Origin of the sequence: Streptomyces davaonensis JCM 4913, from assembly GCF_000349325.1 — a bacterium.
GTDB lineage: Bacteria > Actinomycetota > Actinomycetes > Streptomycetales > Streptomycetaceae > Streptomyces > Streptomyces davaonensis.
The window spans coordinates 5,946,376-5,962,911 of sequence record NC_020504.1 but is presented as its reverse complement, the minus strand read 5'-3'; the positions used below and the strand labels follow the sequence as shown (position 1 = coordinate 5,962,911).

General features: G+C 69.2%; 15 protein-coding genes. 2 read left to right on the top strand and 13 right to left on the bottom strand.

What is annotated here, in order from left to right:
- Window position 1 precedes the first annotated feature (1 nt).
- The 5 genes from BN159_RS26405 to BN159_RS26385 all read right to left on the bottom strand — a co-directional run bounded on the left by BN159_RS26405 (window position 2) and on the right by BN159_RS26385 (window position 4,109).
- Window positions 2-847 (bottom strand): carbohydrate ABC transporter permease, encoded by an 846-nt coding sequence (locus tag BN159_RS26405; RefSeq protein WP_015660060.1) that lies wholly within the window; start codon window positions 845-847, stop codon window positions 2-4.
- On the bottom strand, window positions 844-1,734 hold the full coding sequence (locus BN159_RS26400; RefSeq protein ID WP_015660059.1) for a carbohydrate ABC transporter permease: 891 nt from the start codon (window positions 1,732-1,734) through the stop codon (window positions 844-846). The genes BN159_RS26405 and BN159_RS26400 overlap by 4 nt, the downstream gene beginning before the upstream one ends.
- The gene (locus BN159_RS26395) at window positions 1,731-3,023 is read right to left on the bottom strand and encodes an extracellular solute-binding protein (RefSeq protein ID WP_015660058.1); all 1,293 of its coding nucleotides are present in this window, start codon (window positions 3,021-3,023) and stop codon (window positions 1,731-1,733) included. Before BN159_RS26395 ends, BN159_RS26400 begins: the two co-directional genes overlap by 4 nt.
- Before the next feature lie 192 nt (window positions 3,024-3,215).
- Window positions 3,216-3,506, bottom strand: coding sequence for a DUF3039 domain-containing protein (locus BN159_RS26390; RefSeq protein ID WP_015660057.1), 291 nt, complete (start codon window positions 3,504-3,506; stop codon window positions 3,216-3,218).
- A 30-nt stretch (window positions 3,507-3,536) separates the two neighbouring features.
- Window positions 3,537-4,109 (bottom strand): YqgE/AlgH family protein, encoded by a 573-nt coding sequence (locus BN159_RS26385; RefSeq protein WP_041819887.1) that lies wholly within the window; start codon window positions 4,107-4,109, stop codon window positions 3,537-3,539.
- Between the two features lie 251 nt (window positions 4,110-4,360).
- Between BN159_RS26385 and murA the strand changes: the two genes are divergently transcribed.
- On the top strand, window positions 4,361-5,707 hold the full coding sequence (gene murA, locus BN159_RS26380) for a UDP-N-acetylglucosamine 1-carboxyvinyltransferase (RefSeq protein ID WP_015660055.1): 1,347 nt from the start codon (window positions 4,361-4,363) through the stop codon (window positions 5,705-5,707).
- 248 nt (window positions 5,708-5,955) lie between these two features.
- Here the strand turns inward: murA and BN159_RS26375 are convergent, their stop codons facing one another.
- The 6 genes from BN159_RS26375 to BN159_RS26350 all read right to left on the bottom strand — a co-directional run bounded on the left by BN159_RS26375 (window position 5,956) and on the right by BN159_RS26350 (window position 13,038).
- On the bottom strand, window positions 5,956-6,237 hold the full coding sequence (locus BN159_RS26375; protein ID WP_007382399.1) for an HU family DNA-binding protein: 282 nt from the start codon (window positions 6,235-6,237) through the stop codon (window positions 5,956-5,958).
- A gap of 342 nt (window positions 6,238-6,579) precedes the next feature.
- The gene (locus tag BN159_RS26370) at window positions 6,580-8,013 is read right to left on the bottom strand and encodes an NAD-dependent malic enzyme (RefSeq protein ID WP_015660054.1); all 1,434 of its coding nucleotides are present in this window, start codon (window positions 8,011-8,013) and stop codon (window positions 6,580-6,582) included.
- 369 nt (window positions 8,014-8,382) lie between these two features.
- Window positions 8,383-10,680, bottom strand: coding sequence for a HelD family protein (locus BN159_RS26365; protein ID WP_015660053.1), 2,298 nt, complete (start codon window positions 10,678-10,680; stop codon window positions 8,383-8,385).
- Between the two features lie 83 nt (window positions 10,681-10,763).
- Complete coding sequence (locus BN159_RS26360; RefSeq protein ID WP_063608106.1) at window positions 10,764-11,582, bottom strand: anti-sigma factor family protein; 819 nt, start codon at window positions 11,580-11,582, stop codon at window positions 10,764-10,766.
- The gene (locus BN159_RS26355; RefSeq protein ID WP_078598885.1) at window positions 11,582-12,166 is read right to left on the bottom strand and encodes a sigma-70 family RNA polymerase sigma factor; all 585 of its coding nucleotides are present in this window, start codon (window positions 12,164-12,166) and stop codon (window positions 11,582-11,584) included. Before BN159_RS26355 ends, BN159_RS26360 begins: the two co-directional genes overlap by 1 nt.
- A 269-nt stretch (window positions 12,167-12,435) precedes the next feature.
- The gene (locus BN159_RS26350) at window positions 12,436-13,038 is read right to left on the bottom strand and encodes a CGNR zinc finger domain-containing protein (protein WP_015660050.1); all 603 of its coding nucleotides are present in this window, start codon (window positions 13,036-13,038) and stop codon (window positions 12,436-12,438) included.
- A gap of 166 nt (window positions 13,039-13,204) precedes the next feature.
- On the opposite strand from BN159_RS26350, the gene BN159_RS26345 reads away from it, so the two are divergent.
- A complete protein-coding gene (locus BN159_RS26345; protein ID WP_231905653.1) occupies window positions 13,205-13,678 on the top strand; it encodes an anthrone oxygenase family protein in 474 nt (157 codons plus the stop codon).
- 23 nt (window positions 13,679-13,701) lie between these two features.
- On the opposite strand, the gene BN159_RS26340 is transcribed toward BN159_RS26345, so the two are convergent.
- Entirely contained in the window at window positions 13,702-14,859 is a 1,158-nt protein-coding gene (locus BN159_RS26340; RefSeq protein WP_015660048.1) for a uroporphyrinogen-III synthase, read from the bottom strand.
- Window positions 14,860-15,000: 141 nt separating this feature from the next.
- Window positions 15,001-16,383 (bottom strand): nitrate/nitrite transporter, encoded by a 1,383-nt coding sequence (locus BN159_RS26335; protein WP_015660047.1) that lies wholly within the window; start codon window positions 16,381-16,383, stop codon window positions 15,001-15,003.
- Between the last annotated feature and the right edge of the window lie 153 nt (window positions 16,384-16,536).

The following is a 16,536-nucleotide window of genomic DNA, read 5'->3' as shown; positions in this document are numbered from 1 at the left end:
GTCAGTCCTTAACCGCTCCGCCCAGCCCCGAGACCAGGCGTCGCTGCACGAGTACGAAGAACACCAGCACCGGAATCGTCATCACCGTCGACGCGGCCATCACACCGCCCCAGTCCGGCTCGTCCGGCTTGTAGAAGACCAGCAGCGCCATCGGCAGCGTCGACTGCGAAGTGTCGCTGATGATGAACGACTTGGCGAAGAGGAAGTCGTTCCAGGCCGAGATGAAGGAAAAGACGCTCGTGGCGACCAGGCCGGGCAGCACGAGCGGGAAAAGGATCTGCCACAGGAATCGCGCCCGGCTCGCCCCGTCGAGGTACGCGGCCTCCTCCAGGGCCTCCGGAACCGCTTTCACGAAACCGCGCAGCATCCAGATCGCGAACGGCAGCGAGAAGGCGATGTGGGGCAGGATCAGCGAGCCCAGGGTGTTGAGCTGACCGGCGTCCCGCATGAGGAAGAACAAGGGGATCGTGAGGGCTTCCACGGGCACCATCTGGGCCACCAGAAACATGATCAGCAAGGTGGTCCGGAAGCGGAACCGGAATCGGGTCACGGCGGTCGCCGCTAGAAACGCGATGAGTGCCGAGGCGACCACCACCGAGCCCGCGACAACAAGGCTGTTGACGAAATATCGACCGAATTCCTGCTGCTCGAACACGCGCCGAAAGGAGTCCAGCGAGGGCGCCGTCGTCCAGGGCCGCGCCTCGGTCGACTCGATCTCGCCGGCCGGTTTGAAGGCGCTGAGCACCATCCAGTACAGCGGGAAGGCGACGACCGCCGCGATCAGCAGCGCGGTCGCTTCCGCGGCGAACCGCCACGGGCGGGCCACAAGGCCTCGAAGAAGATTCACAGCTCCTCCCCCTGGCGGCGCAGCAGTCGCAGGTACCCGAGCGTCACCGCGAGCAGGATCAGCAGCATCACGATGCCGATCGCCGAGCCGAGGCTGTACTGCGAGGAGGCGAACGCCTTCTGGTAGGCGTACACGTTGAGGACCAGGTTCTGGCCCGCGATGCCGCCGCCGTTGGTCATGACGTAGATCTGGGTGAACACCTTGAAGTCCCAGATGACGGACTGGATGGTGACCACGACCAGGATCGGCCGCAGCATCGGCGCGAGCACCGAGCGCCAGATCCGCCACTGGGAGGCGCCGTCCAGCGCGGCGGCCTCCAGCACCTCGCCGGGCACGGCGCGGATCCCGGCGTAGACGGTGACCATCACGAACGGGAAGGAGCACCACACCACTTCGAGCAGGACGAGAAAGAAGGCGCTGAACCTCCCGTACGTCCAGGAGTGGTCGCCGAGGCCCAGCACCCGGTTCACGGGCCCGAAGTCGGCGTCGAACAGGAACAGCCACACGGTCGACCCGGTGACGGCCGGGGTGGCCCAGGCCCCGAGCGCCGCCAGCATCAGCGCGAGCCGCGGCACGGCCCGCACCCGGGTGAGCAGCACGGCGAGCGCGCACCCGACAGCGAGCGTCGACACCACACAGGCCGCCGCGAACACCACGGTGGCCAGCAGGACTTCCCAGAACTGGGAGTCCCCGAACAGCTCGGCATAGTTCCCGAACCCCTCGAAGGTGCTCGGCTCCCCACCACTGACCTGGGCCTGGGTGTAGTGGAAGAGGGAGATCAGGCCGAGCTGGTAGATGGGGTAGGCGAGGAGGCCGCCGAGGACGACGAGAGCAGGAGCGAGATAGAGCCAGGGAGTCCAGGTCTTGCGGTGGGTCACCGAGGTCACCCGAGGGACCCGAACGCGTCATTCATCTTCGCTGCCGCGTCCTTGGAGGCTGCCGCCACCGTCTTCTTGCCGCTCACGATCTCCTGGAACATCGTCGGCAGCACCAGCGAGGAGTCGATCTGGGCCCACGCGGGAGACGCCGGGACGAACTTCGTGCCCGAACCCAGGGTTTGCACGAACGGCTTCACGAACGGCTCCTTCGCCGCCGCCTGCTGCCGTACGTCGGAGTAGGTCGGCAGGAAGCCCATCGCGTCGAACATCGAGGCCTGCGTCTTCTTGGAGGCGAGCCGCTTCATCAGGTCCACCGCGAGCGTGCGGTGCGTCGTGCTCTTCAGTACGCCGATGTTGTTGCCGCCCGCGAAGGCGGGAGCGATCTCCCCCTCCTTCACCCCGGGCAGCGGGACGACCGCGTACTTGCCCTTGACCTTCCCGGCCTCCACCGCGGCGTGGCTGAAGTCCCCGCCGATCGCCATCCCGGCCTTGCCGGAGGCGAACGCCGTCACGGTGTCGTTGCCGCCCATGCCGGCGCAGGTCGCGGCCGGGCAGTTGTCGTCGCCGAACAACGACGTGTACGCCTTGATGCCCTTCTGCGCGGCGGCGCTGTCGATGGCGGAGGCGTACGAGCCGCCCTTGCCGGTGGCCAGTTCGCCGCCGTTGGACCAGACGAAGGGCATCGCGCCGTAGGTGTAGGCGCCGCCCACGGCGAGGCCGTACAGCTCCGGCTTCTCGGCCCGTATCTCCTTCGCCGTGGAGATCAGCTCGGCCTGGGTCCTCGGGACTTCGAGCCCGAGTTCGTCGAAGACGTCCGTGCGGTAGTACAGCGCGCGGACGCCGACGAAGTAGGGGGCGCCGTAGACCTTGCCGTCCACCGTGACCGACTGCCTGGCGGTGGGGTCGGTGTCCTTGGCCTCGGGCCAGTCGCGGAACTCCTCGGTGACGTCGAGGAGTCCGCCGTCCTTCACGTAGCCGGCGGTGTCGGTGTTGCCGTACTCGATGACGTCGGGCGCGCTCTTGGGGTCGTTGAAGGCGGCCTTGATGCGCTGGGCGCGGGTCTCGACGGGGATGTACTCGACGGTGACCTTCGTGTCCTTGTGCGCCTTCTCGAAGGCCGCGAGGACGGAGTCGACGACCTTCTCCTTGGGCTGGTTGCTGACCTCCTGGAAGAGCCAGACGCGCAGGGTGCCGGTCTGCTCGTCCTTGTCGGACGCGGAGTTGTCGGACGTCTGGGGCGCGCAGGCGGTGGCGGCCATGACGGCGAGGAGCACGGCCAGACGGGCGGGGAGCTTCATGGAGCAATCCTCCGAGCGTTGCAACATATGCAATGACTGTTTTGCTCTGCACAACAACAAACCGGAGGCTAGGGACTACATGAACACGACGACAAGAGGTCTCAACCACTTCGTGACACACGAAGGCCCCCGGATCGCGCCACAAAGCGCGCCCCGGGGGCCTTCGAGAACTTCAGACGAGGAGCAGCGGGACTACTTCTTCTTGTCGCCGCCCTTGCCCTTGTCGTCGCCGCCGGCGCCCATGGACTCGTAGATCTCCTTGCACATGGGACACACCGGGTACTTCTTCGGATCGCGGCCGGGCACCCAGACCTTGCCGCACAGCGCCACGACGGGGGTCCCGTCGAGGGCGCTCGCCATGATCTTGTCCTTCTGGACGTAGTGGGCGAAGCGCTCGTGGTCGCCGTCGCCGTGGGACACCTGCGGCGTCGGCTCTACGAGGGTCCCCGTACCAGTCCCGCGCTCGGGCTCAAGAGTGCTCATAACAACCAAGAGTACTGAAGCTCACATGCGTCAGTTGAGCGAAGGGTCGTCCGGATACGTGGCCACCATCGCGAGTTCGTTGCGCTGGCGGCGCAGCACCTCCCGCCAGAGTCTCTCCGGGGCCGGCGAGGAGACATCGCCCGGCTCCGACTCCACGACGTACCAGGCGCCCTCCACCAGCTCGTCCTCCAGCTGACCGGGCCCCCAGCCGGCGTACCCGGCGAAGATCCGCAGCGAGCCGAGGGCCGAGGCGAGCAGCTCGGGCGGGGTCTCCAGATCGACCAGACCGATCGCGCCGTGCACCCGCCGCCAGCCGAGCGGGGCGCTCTCACCGCTCGCCCCGCCGGGAATGACGGCGACACCGAGGGCGGAGTCGAGAGAGACCGGACCGCCCTGGAAGACGACCCCGGGCTCGCCCGCGAGCTCGCCCCAGCCCTCCAGGATGTCGCCGACGTCCACCGGGGTCGGACGGTTGAGGACGACGCCGAGCGAGCCCTCCTCGTCGTGGTCGAGAAGGAGCACCACCGCGCGGTCGAAGTTCGGGTCCGCCAGGGCGGGCGTTGCCACGAGCAACCGCCCTGTGAGCGAGGACACCTCGGTCATGCCAGACATGATCCCGCATCTTCCCTTCGTGTGGGGAGGCAATCCCGGTAAGGGAGTGAACGCAGCTCAGCGCGGCGTCGGGCGCCCCCGGCGCACACCCGCCCCGGTGACCCCTCGTGCCCGGCGAAGAACCGTTCGTGTTGTGACACAGCTATGACGAAGCTGGGCGGTACTTGGGCTTACTGAAGGGGGGTGGGCGGCGTTTACCCTGTTTCCTCGGCCCCTGCCCATCTCATCGGAACGCGAGATACATGACCGTCAACGGCGCTGATGACGTACTGCTTGTCCACGGCGGAACCCCGCTGGAGGGCGAGATCCGTGTCCGCGGTGCGAAGAACCTCGTACCGAAGGCAATGGTCGCCGCCCTGCTCGGCAGTGAGCCAAGTCGACTGCGCAACGTACCGGACATTCGTGATGTCCGGGTCGTACGCGGACTGCTCCAACTGCACGGTGTGACGGTCCGTCCGGGCGACGAGCCCGGCGAACTGGTCATGGACCCCTCGCACGTGGAGAGCGCGAACGTCGCTGACATCGATGCCCACGCGGGTTCGAGCCGTATCCCGATCCTCCTGTGCGGTCCGCTGCTGCACCGCCTCGGGCACGCCTTCATCCCGGGTCTCGGCGGCTGCGACATCGGCGGCCGGCCCATCGACTTCCACTTCGAGGTGCTGCGGCAGTTCGGCGCGACCATCGAGAAGCGGGCCGACGGTCAGTATCTGGAGGCCCCGCAGCGGCTGCGCGGCACGAAGATCCGGCTGCCGTACCCGTCCGTCGGCGCGACCGAGCAGGTGCTGCTGACGGCGGTCCTCGCGGAGGGTGTCACCGAGCTCTCGAACGCGGCCGTGGAGCCGGAGATCGAGGACCTCATCTGCGTGTTGCAGAAGATGGGCGCCATCATCGGCGTGGACACCGACCGCACGATCCGTATCACCGGTGTGGACAAGCTCGGCGGCTACACCCACCGCGCCCTGCCGGACCGTCTGGAGGCCGCCTCCTGGGCGTCCGCCGCACTGGCGACCGAGGGCAACATCTACGTCCGCGGCGCCCAGCAGCGCTCGATGATGACGTTCCTGAACACCTACCGCAAGGTGGGCGGCGCCTTCGAGATCGACGACGAGGGCATCCGCTTCTGGCACCCCGGCGGCCAGTTGAAGTCCATCGCGCTGGAGACGGACGTGCACCCCGGCTTCCAGACGGACTGGCAGCAGCCGCTGGTGGTGGCCCTCACCCAGGCCACGGGCCTGTCCATCATCCACGAGACGGTCTACGAGTCCCGCCTCGGCTTCACCTCCGCGCTGAACCAGATGGGCGCGCACATCCAGCTCTACCGCGAGTGCCTCGGCGGCTCCGACTGCCGCTTCGGCCAGCGCAACTTCCTGCACTCCGCGGTCGTCTCAGGACCCACGAAACTCCAGGGCGCCGACCTGGTCATCCCCGACCTCCGCGGCGGCTTCTCCTACCTCATCGCGGCCCTGGCGGCCCAGGGCACGTCCCGCGTCCACGGCATCGACCTGATCAACCGCGGCTACGAGAACTTCATGGAGAAGCTCGTGGAACTGGGTGCGAAGGTGGAACTCCCGGGCAAGGCGCTGGGCTGACGCCAGGCTCTCGGCCCCCGCCGACGGCAGCGCCCTCCGGCCGGGGGTCCGGGGGTTGTCCCCCGGGAAAACACAGCATGGAGAAGCTCGTGGAACTGGGCGCGAAGGTGGAACTCCCGGGCAAGGCGCTGGGCTAGTACCCGGCCTTACCCGCCGTACGGACAGCGATGGGGCGGCCACCCGGACTCGGGTGGCCGCCCCATTGGCGTTTCTGAGCCCTGTACGTCGTCCCGGACGTACCGTCAGGCTTACTTGCCCTTGGCGGCTTCCTTGAGCTTGCTGCCCGCCGAAACCTTCACGCTGTAGCCGGCCGGGATCTGGATCGGGTCGCCGGTCTGCGGGTTGCGCGCGGTGCGAGCGGCACGGTGGGTGCGCTCGAAGGTCAGGAAGCCGGGGATGGTGACCTTCTCGTCGCCCTTGGCGACGATCTCGCCGACGGTCTCGGCGAACGCGGCCAGCACGGCGTCGGCGTCCTTGCGGGTCACCTCGGCACGGTCGGCCAGGGCGGCCACCAGCTCACTGCGGTTCATGTTGTTACTCCCGTGTTCTTCTTGCTGTTGAGGCGTGCCACGCGGCGGAGCCGCATAGTGGGCACAGCGAAGCCGATGCTGCCAGGGTCCTATGACAGTCCCCGGACCCGGGTCCGTCGTCAGACCCTCGCGCCCAGAGACGCATCCTGCCCCTACCTGCGGCGGGAAAGCCAATCCGGCACCCGTCCGAGTCGTGAGAACACCCTTGGGAGTCACACGAAAAGAGGGCTGAGCCTGGCCGACACCCTAAACGGCCGAAACAGGCCCTCGGTTCCACGACGCGCCGCTACAAGGGCTTGCCGTGGCGATCGTCACGTCCGCCGGACGCCGTTCCGGCGCCGTTCAGACGCCGGAGTTGTTGCCCGAGCCGACCCCGGCCGCCTTCGCGGCCTCCCGCACCGCACCCGCCACCGCGCCCGCGACCTTGTCGTTGAAAACGCTCGGGATGATGTAGTTGGGGTTCAGCTCGTCCTCGGTCACCACGTCCGCCAGGGCCTTCGCGGCCGCCAGCATCATCTCGGTGTTGACCGTGCGGGACTGCGCGTCCAGCAGACCGCGGAACACACCCGGGAAGACCAGCACGTTGTTGATCTGGTTCGGGAAGTCGGAGCGGCCGGTGGCCACAACAGCCGCCGTCTGACGGGCGATTGCCGGGTCCACCTCGGGGTCCGGGTTCGCGAGCGCGAACACGATCGCGCCCTCCGCCATCGCGGCCACGTCGGTGCCGTCGATGACGTTCGGGGCGGAGACACCGATGAAGACGTCCGCGCCGCGCACGGCCTCCTTCAGGGTGCCGGTCAGGCCCTCGGGGTTGGTGTTGTCGGCGATCCAGCGCAGCGGCGAGTCGGCCGCCGCGTCCACCAGGTCCGCGCGCCCGGCGTGCACCACGCCGTGGATGTCGGCGACGACGGCGTTCTTCACACCCGCCGCGATCAGCAGCTTCAGGATGGCCGTACCGGCCGCGCCGGCGCCGGACATGACGACCCGGATGCCCTCGATCGACTTGCCGGCCACACGCAGCGCGTTGGTCAGGGCCGCGAGGACGACGATGGCCGTGCCGTGCTGGTCGTCGTGGAAGACGGGGATGTCGAGGGCCTCGCGCAGCCGGGCCTCGATCTCGAAGCAGCGGGGGGCGGAGATGTCCTCCAGATTGATGCCCGCGAAGCCCGGGGCGATGGCCTTCACGATCTCGACGATCGCGTCGGTGTCCTGGGTGTCCAGGCAGATCGGCCAGGCGTCGATCCCGGCGAACCGCTTGAACAGGGCCGCCTTGCCCTCCATGACCGGCAGCGCTGCCTTGGGGCCGATGTTGCCGAGGCCGAGGACCGCGGAGCCGTCGGTGACGACCGCGACGGAGTTGCGCTTGATGGTGAGGCGGCGGGCGTCCTCGGGGTTCTCGGCGATGGCCATGCAGACCCGGGCCACACCCGGGGTGTAGATCATGGAGAGGTCGTCACGGTTGCGGATGGGATGCTTCGACGCCATCTCGATCTTGCCGCCGAGGTGCATCAGGAACGTACGGTCGGAGACCTTGCCGAGGGTGACGCCCTCGATGGTCCTGAGCTGCTCCACGATCTCGTCGGCGTGGGCGGTGGACGTCGCCGCGATGGTGACGTCGATACGGAGCTTCTCGTGCCCGGACGCGGTGACGTCGAGGCCGGTGACCGAGCCTCCGTGGGACTCGACGGCCGTGGTGAGCTGGGAAACCGCGGTTCCGCTCGCGGGCACCTCCAGCCGGACCGTCATCGAGTAGGAGACGCTGGGCGCCGTTGCCATGGCCGACTTCCTCTGCTTTCACCGTGTCGCGAAGTTGTGCCGTCCGATCGTCGCACCTACCGCTGAGTACGCGGTAGCCGCCCTGGATTGCGGACTTTTTGTTCACCGGGCGAGGGCACCTGGGTGCCTTCTTCGGAAAACATCTTCCACCATACGAGAATTGAGGTGTCGGTGGAAGCGCAGCAAAGAGGCCCACGTCACAGTCGCGACGTGGGCCTCTCGGAAGCTGAAGTGACACCGACCCGCCATGCTCGCCTCGCGGCAAGTGGTCGCTCGTAGCGACGAAGGTTGGGCCCGGGGGCTTGGATCGGGCCGGTGTCACACCCAGGCTAACAAACCGATCCCGTAAGCCCATTCCCGTCCCGGCAGTCAGTCCCGGAGAAGGTCCGGCACCCCCGTCGCGTCCGGCTCGTCCCGTTCGCCGGAGACCACCGTCAGCTGCTGGGTGGCGCGGGTGAGGGCGACGTAGAGGACGCGCAGGCCGGCCGGGGACTCGTCGGCGATCTCCGCCGGGGAGACGACGACGGTGGCGTCGTACTCCAGGCCCTTGGCCTCCAGGGAGCCGAGGGCCACCACCCGGTCACCGAGTCCGGCGAGCCAGCGGGCCGCCTCCTCGCGGCGCTGCATGGCGACGACCACGCCGACCGTGCCGTCGACCCGCTCCAGCAGCCGCGCGGCCTCCTCGCGAACCGTTTCCGCCAGGGAGTCCCGGACCACGGCGAACCGCGGCCGGACGCCCGTCGAGCGGACCGCGGACGGGGACTCGGAGCCGGGCATGGCCAGCGCCAGCACCTTCGCGGCCAGCTCGGCGATCTCCGCGGGGTTGCGGTAGTTCACGGTGAGCTGGAAGCGGCGGCGCGGGCGGGTGCCGAGCGCCTCGTCGCGGGCCTCGGCGGCCTCGTCGGGGTCGGACCAGGAGGACTGGGCCGGGTCGCCGACGACCGTCCAGGTGGCGTGCCGGCCGCGGCGGCCGACCATGCGCCACTGCATCGGGGTGAGGTCCTGGGCCTCGTCGACGATGACATGGGCGTACTCCACGCGCTCCTGCGCGAGCCGCTCGGCGCGTTCGCGCTGGCTCTCCTCGCGCACCGGCATCAGCTCCTCCAGGCCGGTGAGCTGGTCCAGCGGGTCCAGTTCGCGCTTCTTCCGCGGGCGGGCCGGGACGCCGAGGATCGCCTGGAGCTCGTCGAGCATGGCGATGTCGTGCACCGAGTGCCCGTCGCGGTGCAGCGAGCGGGCGACGCGGCGGACCTCGCCCGGGTTGAGGACGCGCCGGGCCCAGCGGCCGAGGCGCCGCTCGTCGGCCATCTGCGCGAGCACGCCCTTCGGGGTCAGCTCCGGCCACCAGGCGTCGAGGAACTCGATGAAGGGGTCCTCGCTCGTGACGTCCTCGTCGAAGGAGGAGCGCAGTTCGGCGGCGAGTTCGGGGTCGGAGTGCCGGTTGGCGCCGCCCGACCGGGACCACAGGGCGTCCAGGAGCAGCTTGCGGGCGCGCGGGCGCAGCAGGTTCACCGGGGCGGTGCCGCTGAGGGCGTTGCGGCGGATCGCCTCCAGGTCCTGGGCCTCCAGCTCCAGCCGGCGGCCGAAGGCGACCACCCTCAGCCGGGTCGGAGAATCGTTCAGCTCCAGGGCTCCGCGCGCGGCCTTCCTGAGCACCTTGAGCATGCGGTACGAGCCCTTGGCGCGGGCCGTGGCCGGGGAGTCGTAGAGGCCCGCCTCGGCGCCGTCGACCAGGGAGCCGATCGCGCGGATGGCGACCTGGCCCTCCTCGCCCAGGGACGGCAGGACGCCCTCGGTGTACGCCACCAGCAGCGGGGTCGGGGAGACGATCAGGATGCCGCCCGAGTACCGGCGCCGGTCCTGGTAGAGCAGGTAGGCGGCGCGGTGCAGGGCGACGGCCGTCTTGCCGGTGCCGGGGCCGCCCTCGACGTAGGTCACGGAGGCGGCGGGGGCGCGGATGACCAGGTCCTGTTCGGCCTGGATGGAGGCGACGATGTCCCGCATGGTGTGGGTGCGGGCCTGTCCGAGGGCCGCCATCAGGGCGCCGTCGCCGATCACGGGCAGTTCCTCGCCGCCCAGGAACGCCTTCAGCTCGGGGCGCATCAGGTCGTCCTCGACCCCGAGCACCCGGCGGCCCTTGGAGCGGATGACGCGGCGCCGGACGACCCGGCCGGGGTCGACCGGGGTGGAGCGGTAGAAGGGGGCCGCCGCAGGCGCCCGCCAGTCGATGACCAGCGGGGCGTAGTCGTGATCGAGGACGCCGATCCGCCCGATGTGCAGGGTCTCGGCGATATCGGCGGTCCGGTCGGGGCGCACCGCGCCCTCGGCGGGCTCGACGGCGGTGTAGGCGCCGTCCGGGCCCTTCTTGCCGTCCTTGCCGAGCAGCAGGTCGATCCGGCCGAAGAGGAAGTCCTCGTACTCGTTGTTCAGCCGGTTGAGGTGGACACCCGCCCGGAAGACCTGTGCGTCCCGTTCGGCGAGCGCGCCGGGCGTGCCGACCTGGCCGCGCTTGGCCGCGTCGTGCATGAGGAACTCCGCCTCGTGGATCTTCTCCTCGAGGCGCCGGTACACCCGGTCCAGGTGTTCCTGTTCGACGCTGATCTCACGGTCCCGGACCGAGTCCGGGACCGAGCCGACCGCGGTTTCCTGTTGAGCCTGTGCGGCCACCGGGCCCCCTTCTGACGTGCTGGGCAGCCGTCAACCGTACGCGAAAGGGGGCCCTGGAAGCTATGCGTCCGCAGTGCGTGGCTTCACACGGCCACCTCGACCAGACGCTTGCCCTCGAAGGTCATGACCTCGAAGCGCTCGATCTCCTCGGGCGTGAAGGCCGCTCCGCCGTGTACGTACAGCGGCTGCTTGGCCTGTTCGGTCTTGGCGTTCGGGATGCCGTAGCCCCACTTCGGGACGGACCACGAGGTGATCGTCTCGCGCTCGCCGTTCTTGCCCACGGCGATCAGGGAGCACTTCTCCGGGCCGGTGACGTTCTTGAGCTCCAGCACGGCGTGCGTGCCCCAGGCCTTGGGCTCCATGGCGACCGTCGCGGTGACCTTGGTGGAGGCGTCCCGGCCGGAGACCCGGTCGGACATGACGTCGAAGGCTTCCTTGGCGGGGCTGGTGCCGTGCGCCTCGGTCGAGGTGCCGCCGTCGTCGCCGGTGGTGGCGATGGCCACGACCGGGCCACCGATGATCAGCGCGGCAGCGGCGGCGACCATGTAGAAGCTGCGGCGACGGGTCATCGCGCGGCGCTCGGCGACCTCGTCGACGAGGTTGTTCACCAGCCTCGGGCTCGGCTTCGCCGAGAGCGACTCCCCGATGGCGGGTGTGCCCGAGCCCGGCAGGTCCGCCAGCGCGGCCAGCATCGGCTCCATCCCGGCCAGCTCGTCGAGCTGCTGGGCGCACCATTCGCAGGTCGCCAGATGCATTTCGAAAGCGGTTGCTTCGGCGTCGTCGAGAATCCCGAGGGCGTAGGCGCCTACGGTCTCGTGCTCGTTCGTGCCCGAAGAGCCCTGCGTTCCCATGGGGCCAGACATACCCGGACCCCCTGCTCCGTATCCCCCGTATGTGTTCATCACGCCGTCACCCCCCGCTCCTCCAGAGCCAGCTTCATCGACCGCAGGGCGTAGAACACCCGGGAACGGACGGTGCCGCTGGGTATCCCCAGGGTCTCCGCCGCCTCATTGACCGTACGCCCCTTGAAGTACGTCTCGACGAGCACCTCCCGGTGGGCGGGGGTCAGGTCGTCGAGCGCGTCCGACAGCGTCATCAACCACAGCGCCTTGTCGATCTCGTCCTCCGCGGGGATGACCTCCAGCGGCGACGGATCGACCTCCTGCGGCCGGGCCTGCCGGCTGCGGTGGCCGTCGATGACGATGCGGCGCGCGACCGTCACCAGCCAGGGGCGTACCGATCCGGTCGCTCGATTGAGCTGACCGGCGTTCTTCCAGGCACGGATGAGCGTCTCCTGCACGACGTCCTCGGCGCGCTGCCGGTCACCGGCGACCAGCCGCAGGACATACGCGAGCAGGGGTCCGGCGTGCTCCCTGTACAGAGCACGCATCAGCTCCTCGTCAGGTTCCACCGAGGGCTGGGACATGCGATGTCGGGCCCTCGATCCACGTTCATTGGCCACGGCCGCATCCTTGCGCACGCCCACCTCCGGTGTCCGGGGGTTCCCCCAGTCGGTCGCTCCACCACCCGTACGGACCGGGGCCGTTGTGTGTTCAAACCTGGCTGACAGTTTTCTCGGTGGTGACATGACGGACGGGACACGGAGGCACATTCCCCCCTCAATGTCTTTACATTTTCGCCATGAACAAAGTGCTGAGTTCGTTGGTCCGGACCAGGCGAAGGTAAACGGTATGTAATCGAAATCACTTCGATTTCTCTTCGACTGCCCCGTCACGGAAGGGACATAAGGGATCGTCAGGCCTGGGCGAGCGCGGCCCTGCGGCGATGGCGGGCGACCCGCTCCCGGTTTCCGCACACCTCACTGCTGCACCAGCGGCGCCGTCGCCCACGGCTCGTGTCGAGGTAGACGATCGGGCAGTTGTCGCCCTCGCACTGGCGCAGTCCGGCCCGGGCGAGCGGATCGGTCAACAGCTCCACGGCGTCCCGGGCCACGGCGGCCAGCAGCGCGGCCCGCTCCGGCGGCCCCTCCAACTCCCGTACGAGGCTGCCGTCCTGGGCGCGGACCGCGCGCGGGGCGGGCGGCGCGGTTCGGGCGACGTCGTTCACCCGGGCGAGCGCGGGGCCGTACGACGACCAGGTCCTGACCTCGGCGGAGAGCGCGCCGCGCACCAACAGGTCGATACGGCCGCGCAGTTCGCGGAAGTCGACCAGCCAGGAGGCGTCGGCGTGGGTGAGCGGGGTCCCCGGTGGGACGAGCCCCGAGCCCGTGATCCACGCGCACAACACCTCTACGGAGTCGAGCCGTTCCACGGGGTGGGACGTCGCCGGCAGATCGAGACAGATCCGTCCGGCGCCGAAGCGCAGCTCGTACGAGACCGTGGCCGTACCCAGTGCCATGTGCCTGTCACCGCCTAGGGGTCACCCCGGGTCCGGCCCGGACGAACCGTTCCCTCTAACAGTGCCTGCCCGCTCGCGCGCCCGGAACCCCTCGTTGGACGCACGCGTATGCGGTCGCGCGTCAGGGCCATGTTTCCGGGGGCGGGCGGTCGATTGACTGATGCACATGACGACAACAGGGTTTCGCACAGCTGCCTCGACCGCCGCCACGATCGCCACCGGTCTGCTCGCCGGTTCCTTCTACGTCTTCGCGTGCGGGGTGATGCCGGGACTGGCGAGGAGTTCGGACACGGTGTTCGTCGAGGTGATGAGCGACATCAACGAGGCGATCCAGAACCCGGTGTTCATGCTGAGCTTCCTCGGCGCGCCGGTACTGACGGCGATCGCGGCCTGGCAACTCCGGTCCGCCCCGGGGCGTAGGTGGATGTGGGCGGCGCTGGTGGCGAACGTGCTTGCGCTCTTGGTGACGGCGACGCTGAACATTCCGCTCAACGAGACCTTGGGGGACGCGCGGCCTCCGTCGGAGATACGGGAGGAGTTCGAGGACCCGTGGGTGGCGTGGAACGTGGTGCGGACGGTGCTGTCGACGGTGGCGCTGGGGTGCTTGGCGTGGGCGGCGACGGCACGTCGGCGGGGGTGAGCGGCTCTCGCCCCCGCCCCCGGCTACCCGTCCGCGTACTTCGCATCCGCCGCCGGATCCAGCGCCAGCCGATACCCCCGCTTCACCACCGTCTGGATCAGCTTGGGGGTGCCAAGGGCCGAGCGCAGACGGGCCATGGCCGTCTCCACCGCGTGCTCGTCACGGCCCGCACCCGGCAGCGCCCGCAGCAGATCGGCCCGCGCCACCACCCACCCCGGACGCCGGGACAGCGCCCGCAGCAGGGACATCCCGGCCGGTGGCACCGGGCGCAACTCCCCGTCCACCAGCACCGCATGCCCCCGGATCTCCACCCGATGCCCCGCCACCGGCAACGACCGGGCGCGCCCGGGCAGTTCCTGGCACAGGAGCTGGACCAGGGGGCCGAGCCGGAAGCGGTCGGGCTGGACCGTGTCGATGCCCCGGGACTGCAAGGGCAGCGCGGTGACCGGACCGACGCAGGCCGGGACGACGTCGTGGTTCAGAGCCTCCAGGAGTTCCGGCAGCAGCCCCCGCTGCTCCGCCCGCGACAGCAGCGACGCCGCCGCCGGTGCGCTGGTGAAGGTCAGCGCGTCGAGGCCGCGGGAGACCGTCGCGTCCAGCAACCGGTCCACCGGACTGAGGTCCTCCGGCGGCATCCACCGGTACACCGGCACCCCCACCACCTCCGCTCCCCCGGCCCGCAGCGCCTCCACGAACCCGGGCAGCGGCTCACCGTGCAGCTGGACGACGACCCGGCGGCCCTCGACGCCCTCCTCCAGCAGCCGGTCCAGCACCTCCGCCATCGACTCGGACGACGGCGACCATTCCTCGGTCAGCCCGGCGGCCCGGATCGCCCCCTTCACCTTCGGCCCGCGGGCGAGCAACTCCACCCCGCGCAACCGGTCCAGCAGGTCCTCCCCGAAGCCCCATCCGTCGGCGGCCTCGATCCAGCCCCGGAAGCCGATCGCGGTCGTCGCGACCACCACGTCCGGCACCTGGTCCACGATCTCCTTGGTGGCCGCGAGCAGTTCACCGTCATCGGCCAGCGGCACGATGCGCAGGGCAGGTGCGTGCAGGACGGCGGCGCCGCGCCGCTGAAGCAGCGCCCCCAGTTCGTCGGCGCGGCGCGCGGCGGTCACCCCTACGGTGAACCCCGCGAGAGGGCCGTGTTGCCCTTGGTCGGGCTTGTGCTGTTCGTACATAACTCTCGTCCCGCACTCGAGTCGTCACATGTCGGGTCGGGCCCGCATGCTCGGGGTTCCACCCGCATGCCGATCGAGCCTGTCAACGGTGCGTGACAGGCTCGGATCGGCATGATGTCGGCGGTGTTACGTCACACCGCCTTACACCTCGGCATAGCTGAGCTGCGGCTTCGCCTCCGAAGCGGTCGCCTCGGCGGTGGGCTGGGCAGCCGGGCGGCGAAGGTATACGGCCCAGGTGACCACGAAGCACACACCGTAGAAGGCGAGGAAGGCGACGAAGGCGCCGGTGCCGGAGCCCACCGTGAGGAAGGACTGGCGGAAGGCGAGGTTGATGCCGAGTCCGCCGAGCGCACCCACCGCTCCGATGATGCCCATCGAGGCGCCGGAGAGCCGGCGGCCGTAGGCGGCGGCCTCCTCACCGGTGAGCCCCTTGGCGAGGGCCTTGGTGTGGAAGATGCCCGGGATCATCTTGTACGTGGAGCCGTTGCCCAGGCCGGTCAGGACGAACAGGGCGATGAAGGCCGTGGTGAACAGCGGCAGGGACTCCTGCATCGAGGCCACGATGATCACCGCGGTGGCGACGGACATCCCGACGAAGTTCCACAGCGTGATCTTCGCGCCGCCGAAGCGGTCGGCCAGCGCACCACCGACGGGGCGGATCAGCGAGCCGAGCAGCGGGCCGATGAAGGTGACGTAGGCGGCCTGGAGCGGCGTACGGCCGAACTGGGTCTGGAGGACCAGGCCGAAGGCGAAGCTGTAGCCGATGAACGAGCCGAACGTCCCGATGTAGAGGAAGGACATGATCCAGGTGTGTCCCTCCTTCACCGCGTCCTTGGCGGCGCCGGTGTCGTTCTTCACGGACGAGATGTTGTCCATGTACAGCGCGGCGAGGGTGGCTGCGATCACGATCAGCGGGATGTAGATCCCGAGCAGCACCCGCGGACCGGCGCTGGCGCCGATCACGGCCAGACCGACGAGCTGCACGACCGGCACACCGATGTTGCCGCCGCCCGCGTTGAGTCCGAGGGCCCACCCCTTCTTCCGCATCGGGAAGAAGGCGTTGATGTTGGTCATGCTGGAGGCGAAGTTGCCGCCGCCGACGCCCGCGAGCATCGCGCACAGCAGGAAGGTGGTGAAGGACGTTCCCGGCTCCATCACCACGAACGCGGCGATCGTCGGTGCCAACAGCAGGGCCGCCGAGACGATCGTCCAGTTCCGGCCGCCGAAGATCGCTACGGCGAAGGTGTAGGGGATCCGGACGACCGCGCCGACCAGGGTCGCCATCGAGACGATGGTGAACTTGTCCGCCGGGGTGAGGCCGTACTCCGGTCCCATGAAGAGCACCATCACGGACCACAGGGTCCAGATGGAGAAGCCGATGTGCTCGGACAGGACGGAGAAGAGGAGATTACGGCGGGCGATCTTCTCGCCCTTCTCGTTCCAGAAGGTCTCGTCCTCCGGATCCCAGTGATCGATCCAGCGGCCTCCCCTGCTCGCGGCGGGGGCAGTGCTCTGGGCTGTCATGACGCCTCCACGGGGCTCCGGGCTCAGTTCGTACTCCAGGGGGAGTGGCTGATCCCGAAGGTAGGGAGGGCGCGTTTCCTGCCTGTGGCACCCGGTGACCGCGAAGGAACTTTGCTCTCACCTCAGGAGGAGCTGGGATGAGAGGTTTCCGGT

Excerpts from the sequence above, each read along its gene's own strand:
- BN159_RS26335 (WP_015660047.1), bottom strand. The coding sequence starts at position 16,383 with ATGACAGCCCAGAGCACTGCCCCCGCCGCGAGCAGGGGAGGCCGCTGG.
- BN159_RS26370 (WP_015660054.1), bottom strand. The coding sequence starts at position 8,013 with ATGGCAACGGCGCCCAGCGTCTCCTACTCGATGACGGTCCGGCTGGAG.
- murA (WP_015660055.1), top strand. The coding sequence starts at position 4,361 with ATGACCGTCAACGGCGCTGATGACGTACTGCTTGTCCACGGCGGAACC.
- BN159_RS26345 (WP_231905653.1), top strand. The coding sequence starts at position 13,205 with ATGACGACAACAGGGTTTCGCACAGCTGCCTCGACCGCCGCCACGATC.
- BN159_RS26360 (WP_063608106.1), bottom strand. The coding sequence starts at position 11,582 with ATGAACACATACGGGGGATACGGAGCAGGGGGTCCGGGTATGTCTGGC.
- BN159_RS26340 (WP_015660048.1), bottom strand. The coding sequence starts at position 14,859 with ATGTACGAACAGCACAAGCCCGACCAAGGGCAACACGGCCCTCTCGCG.
- BN159_RS26350 (WP_015660050.1), bottom strand. The coding sequence starts at position 13,038 with ATGGCACTGGGTACGGCCACGGTCTCGTACGAGCTGCGCTTCGGCGCC.
- BN159_RS26385 (WP_041819887.1), bottom strand. The coding sequence starts at position 4,109 with ATGACCGAGGTGTCCTCGCTCACAGGGCGGTTGCTCGTGGCAACGCCC.
- BN159_RS26375 (WP_007382399.1), bottom strand. The coding sequence starts at position 6,237 with ATGAACCGCAGTGAGCTGGTGGCCGCCCTGGCCGACCGTGCCGAGGTG.
- BN159_RS26395 (WP_015660058.1), bottom strand. The coding sequence starts at position 3,023 with ATGAAGCTCCCCGCCCGTCTGGCCGTGCTCCTCGCCGTCATGGCCGCC.
- BN159_RS26390 (WP_015660057.1), bottom strand. The coding sequence starts at position 3,506 with ATGAGCACTCTTGAGCCCGAGCGCGGGACTGGTACGGGGACCCTCGTA.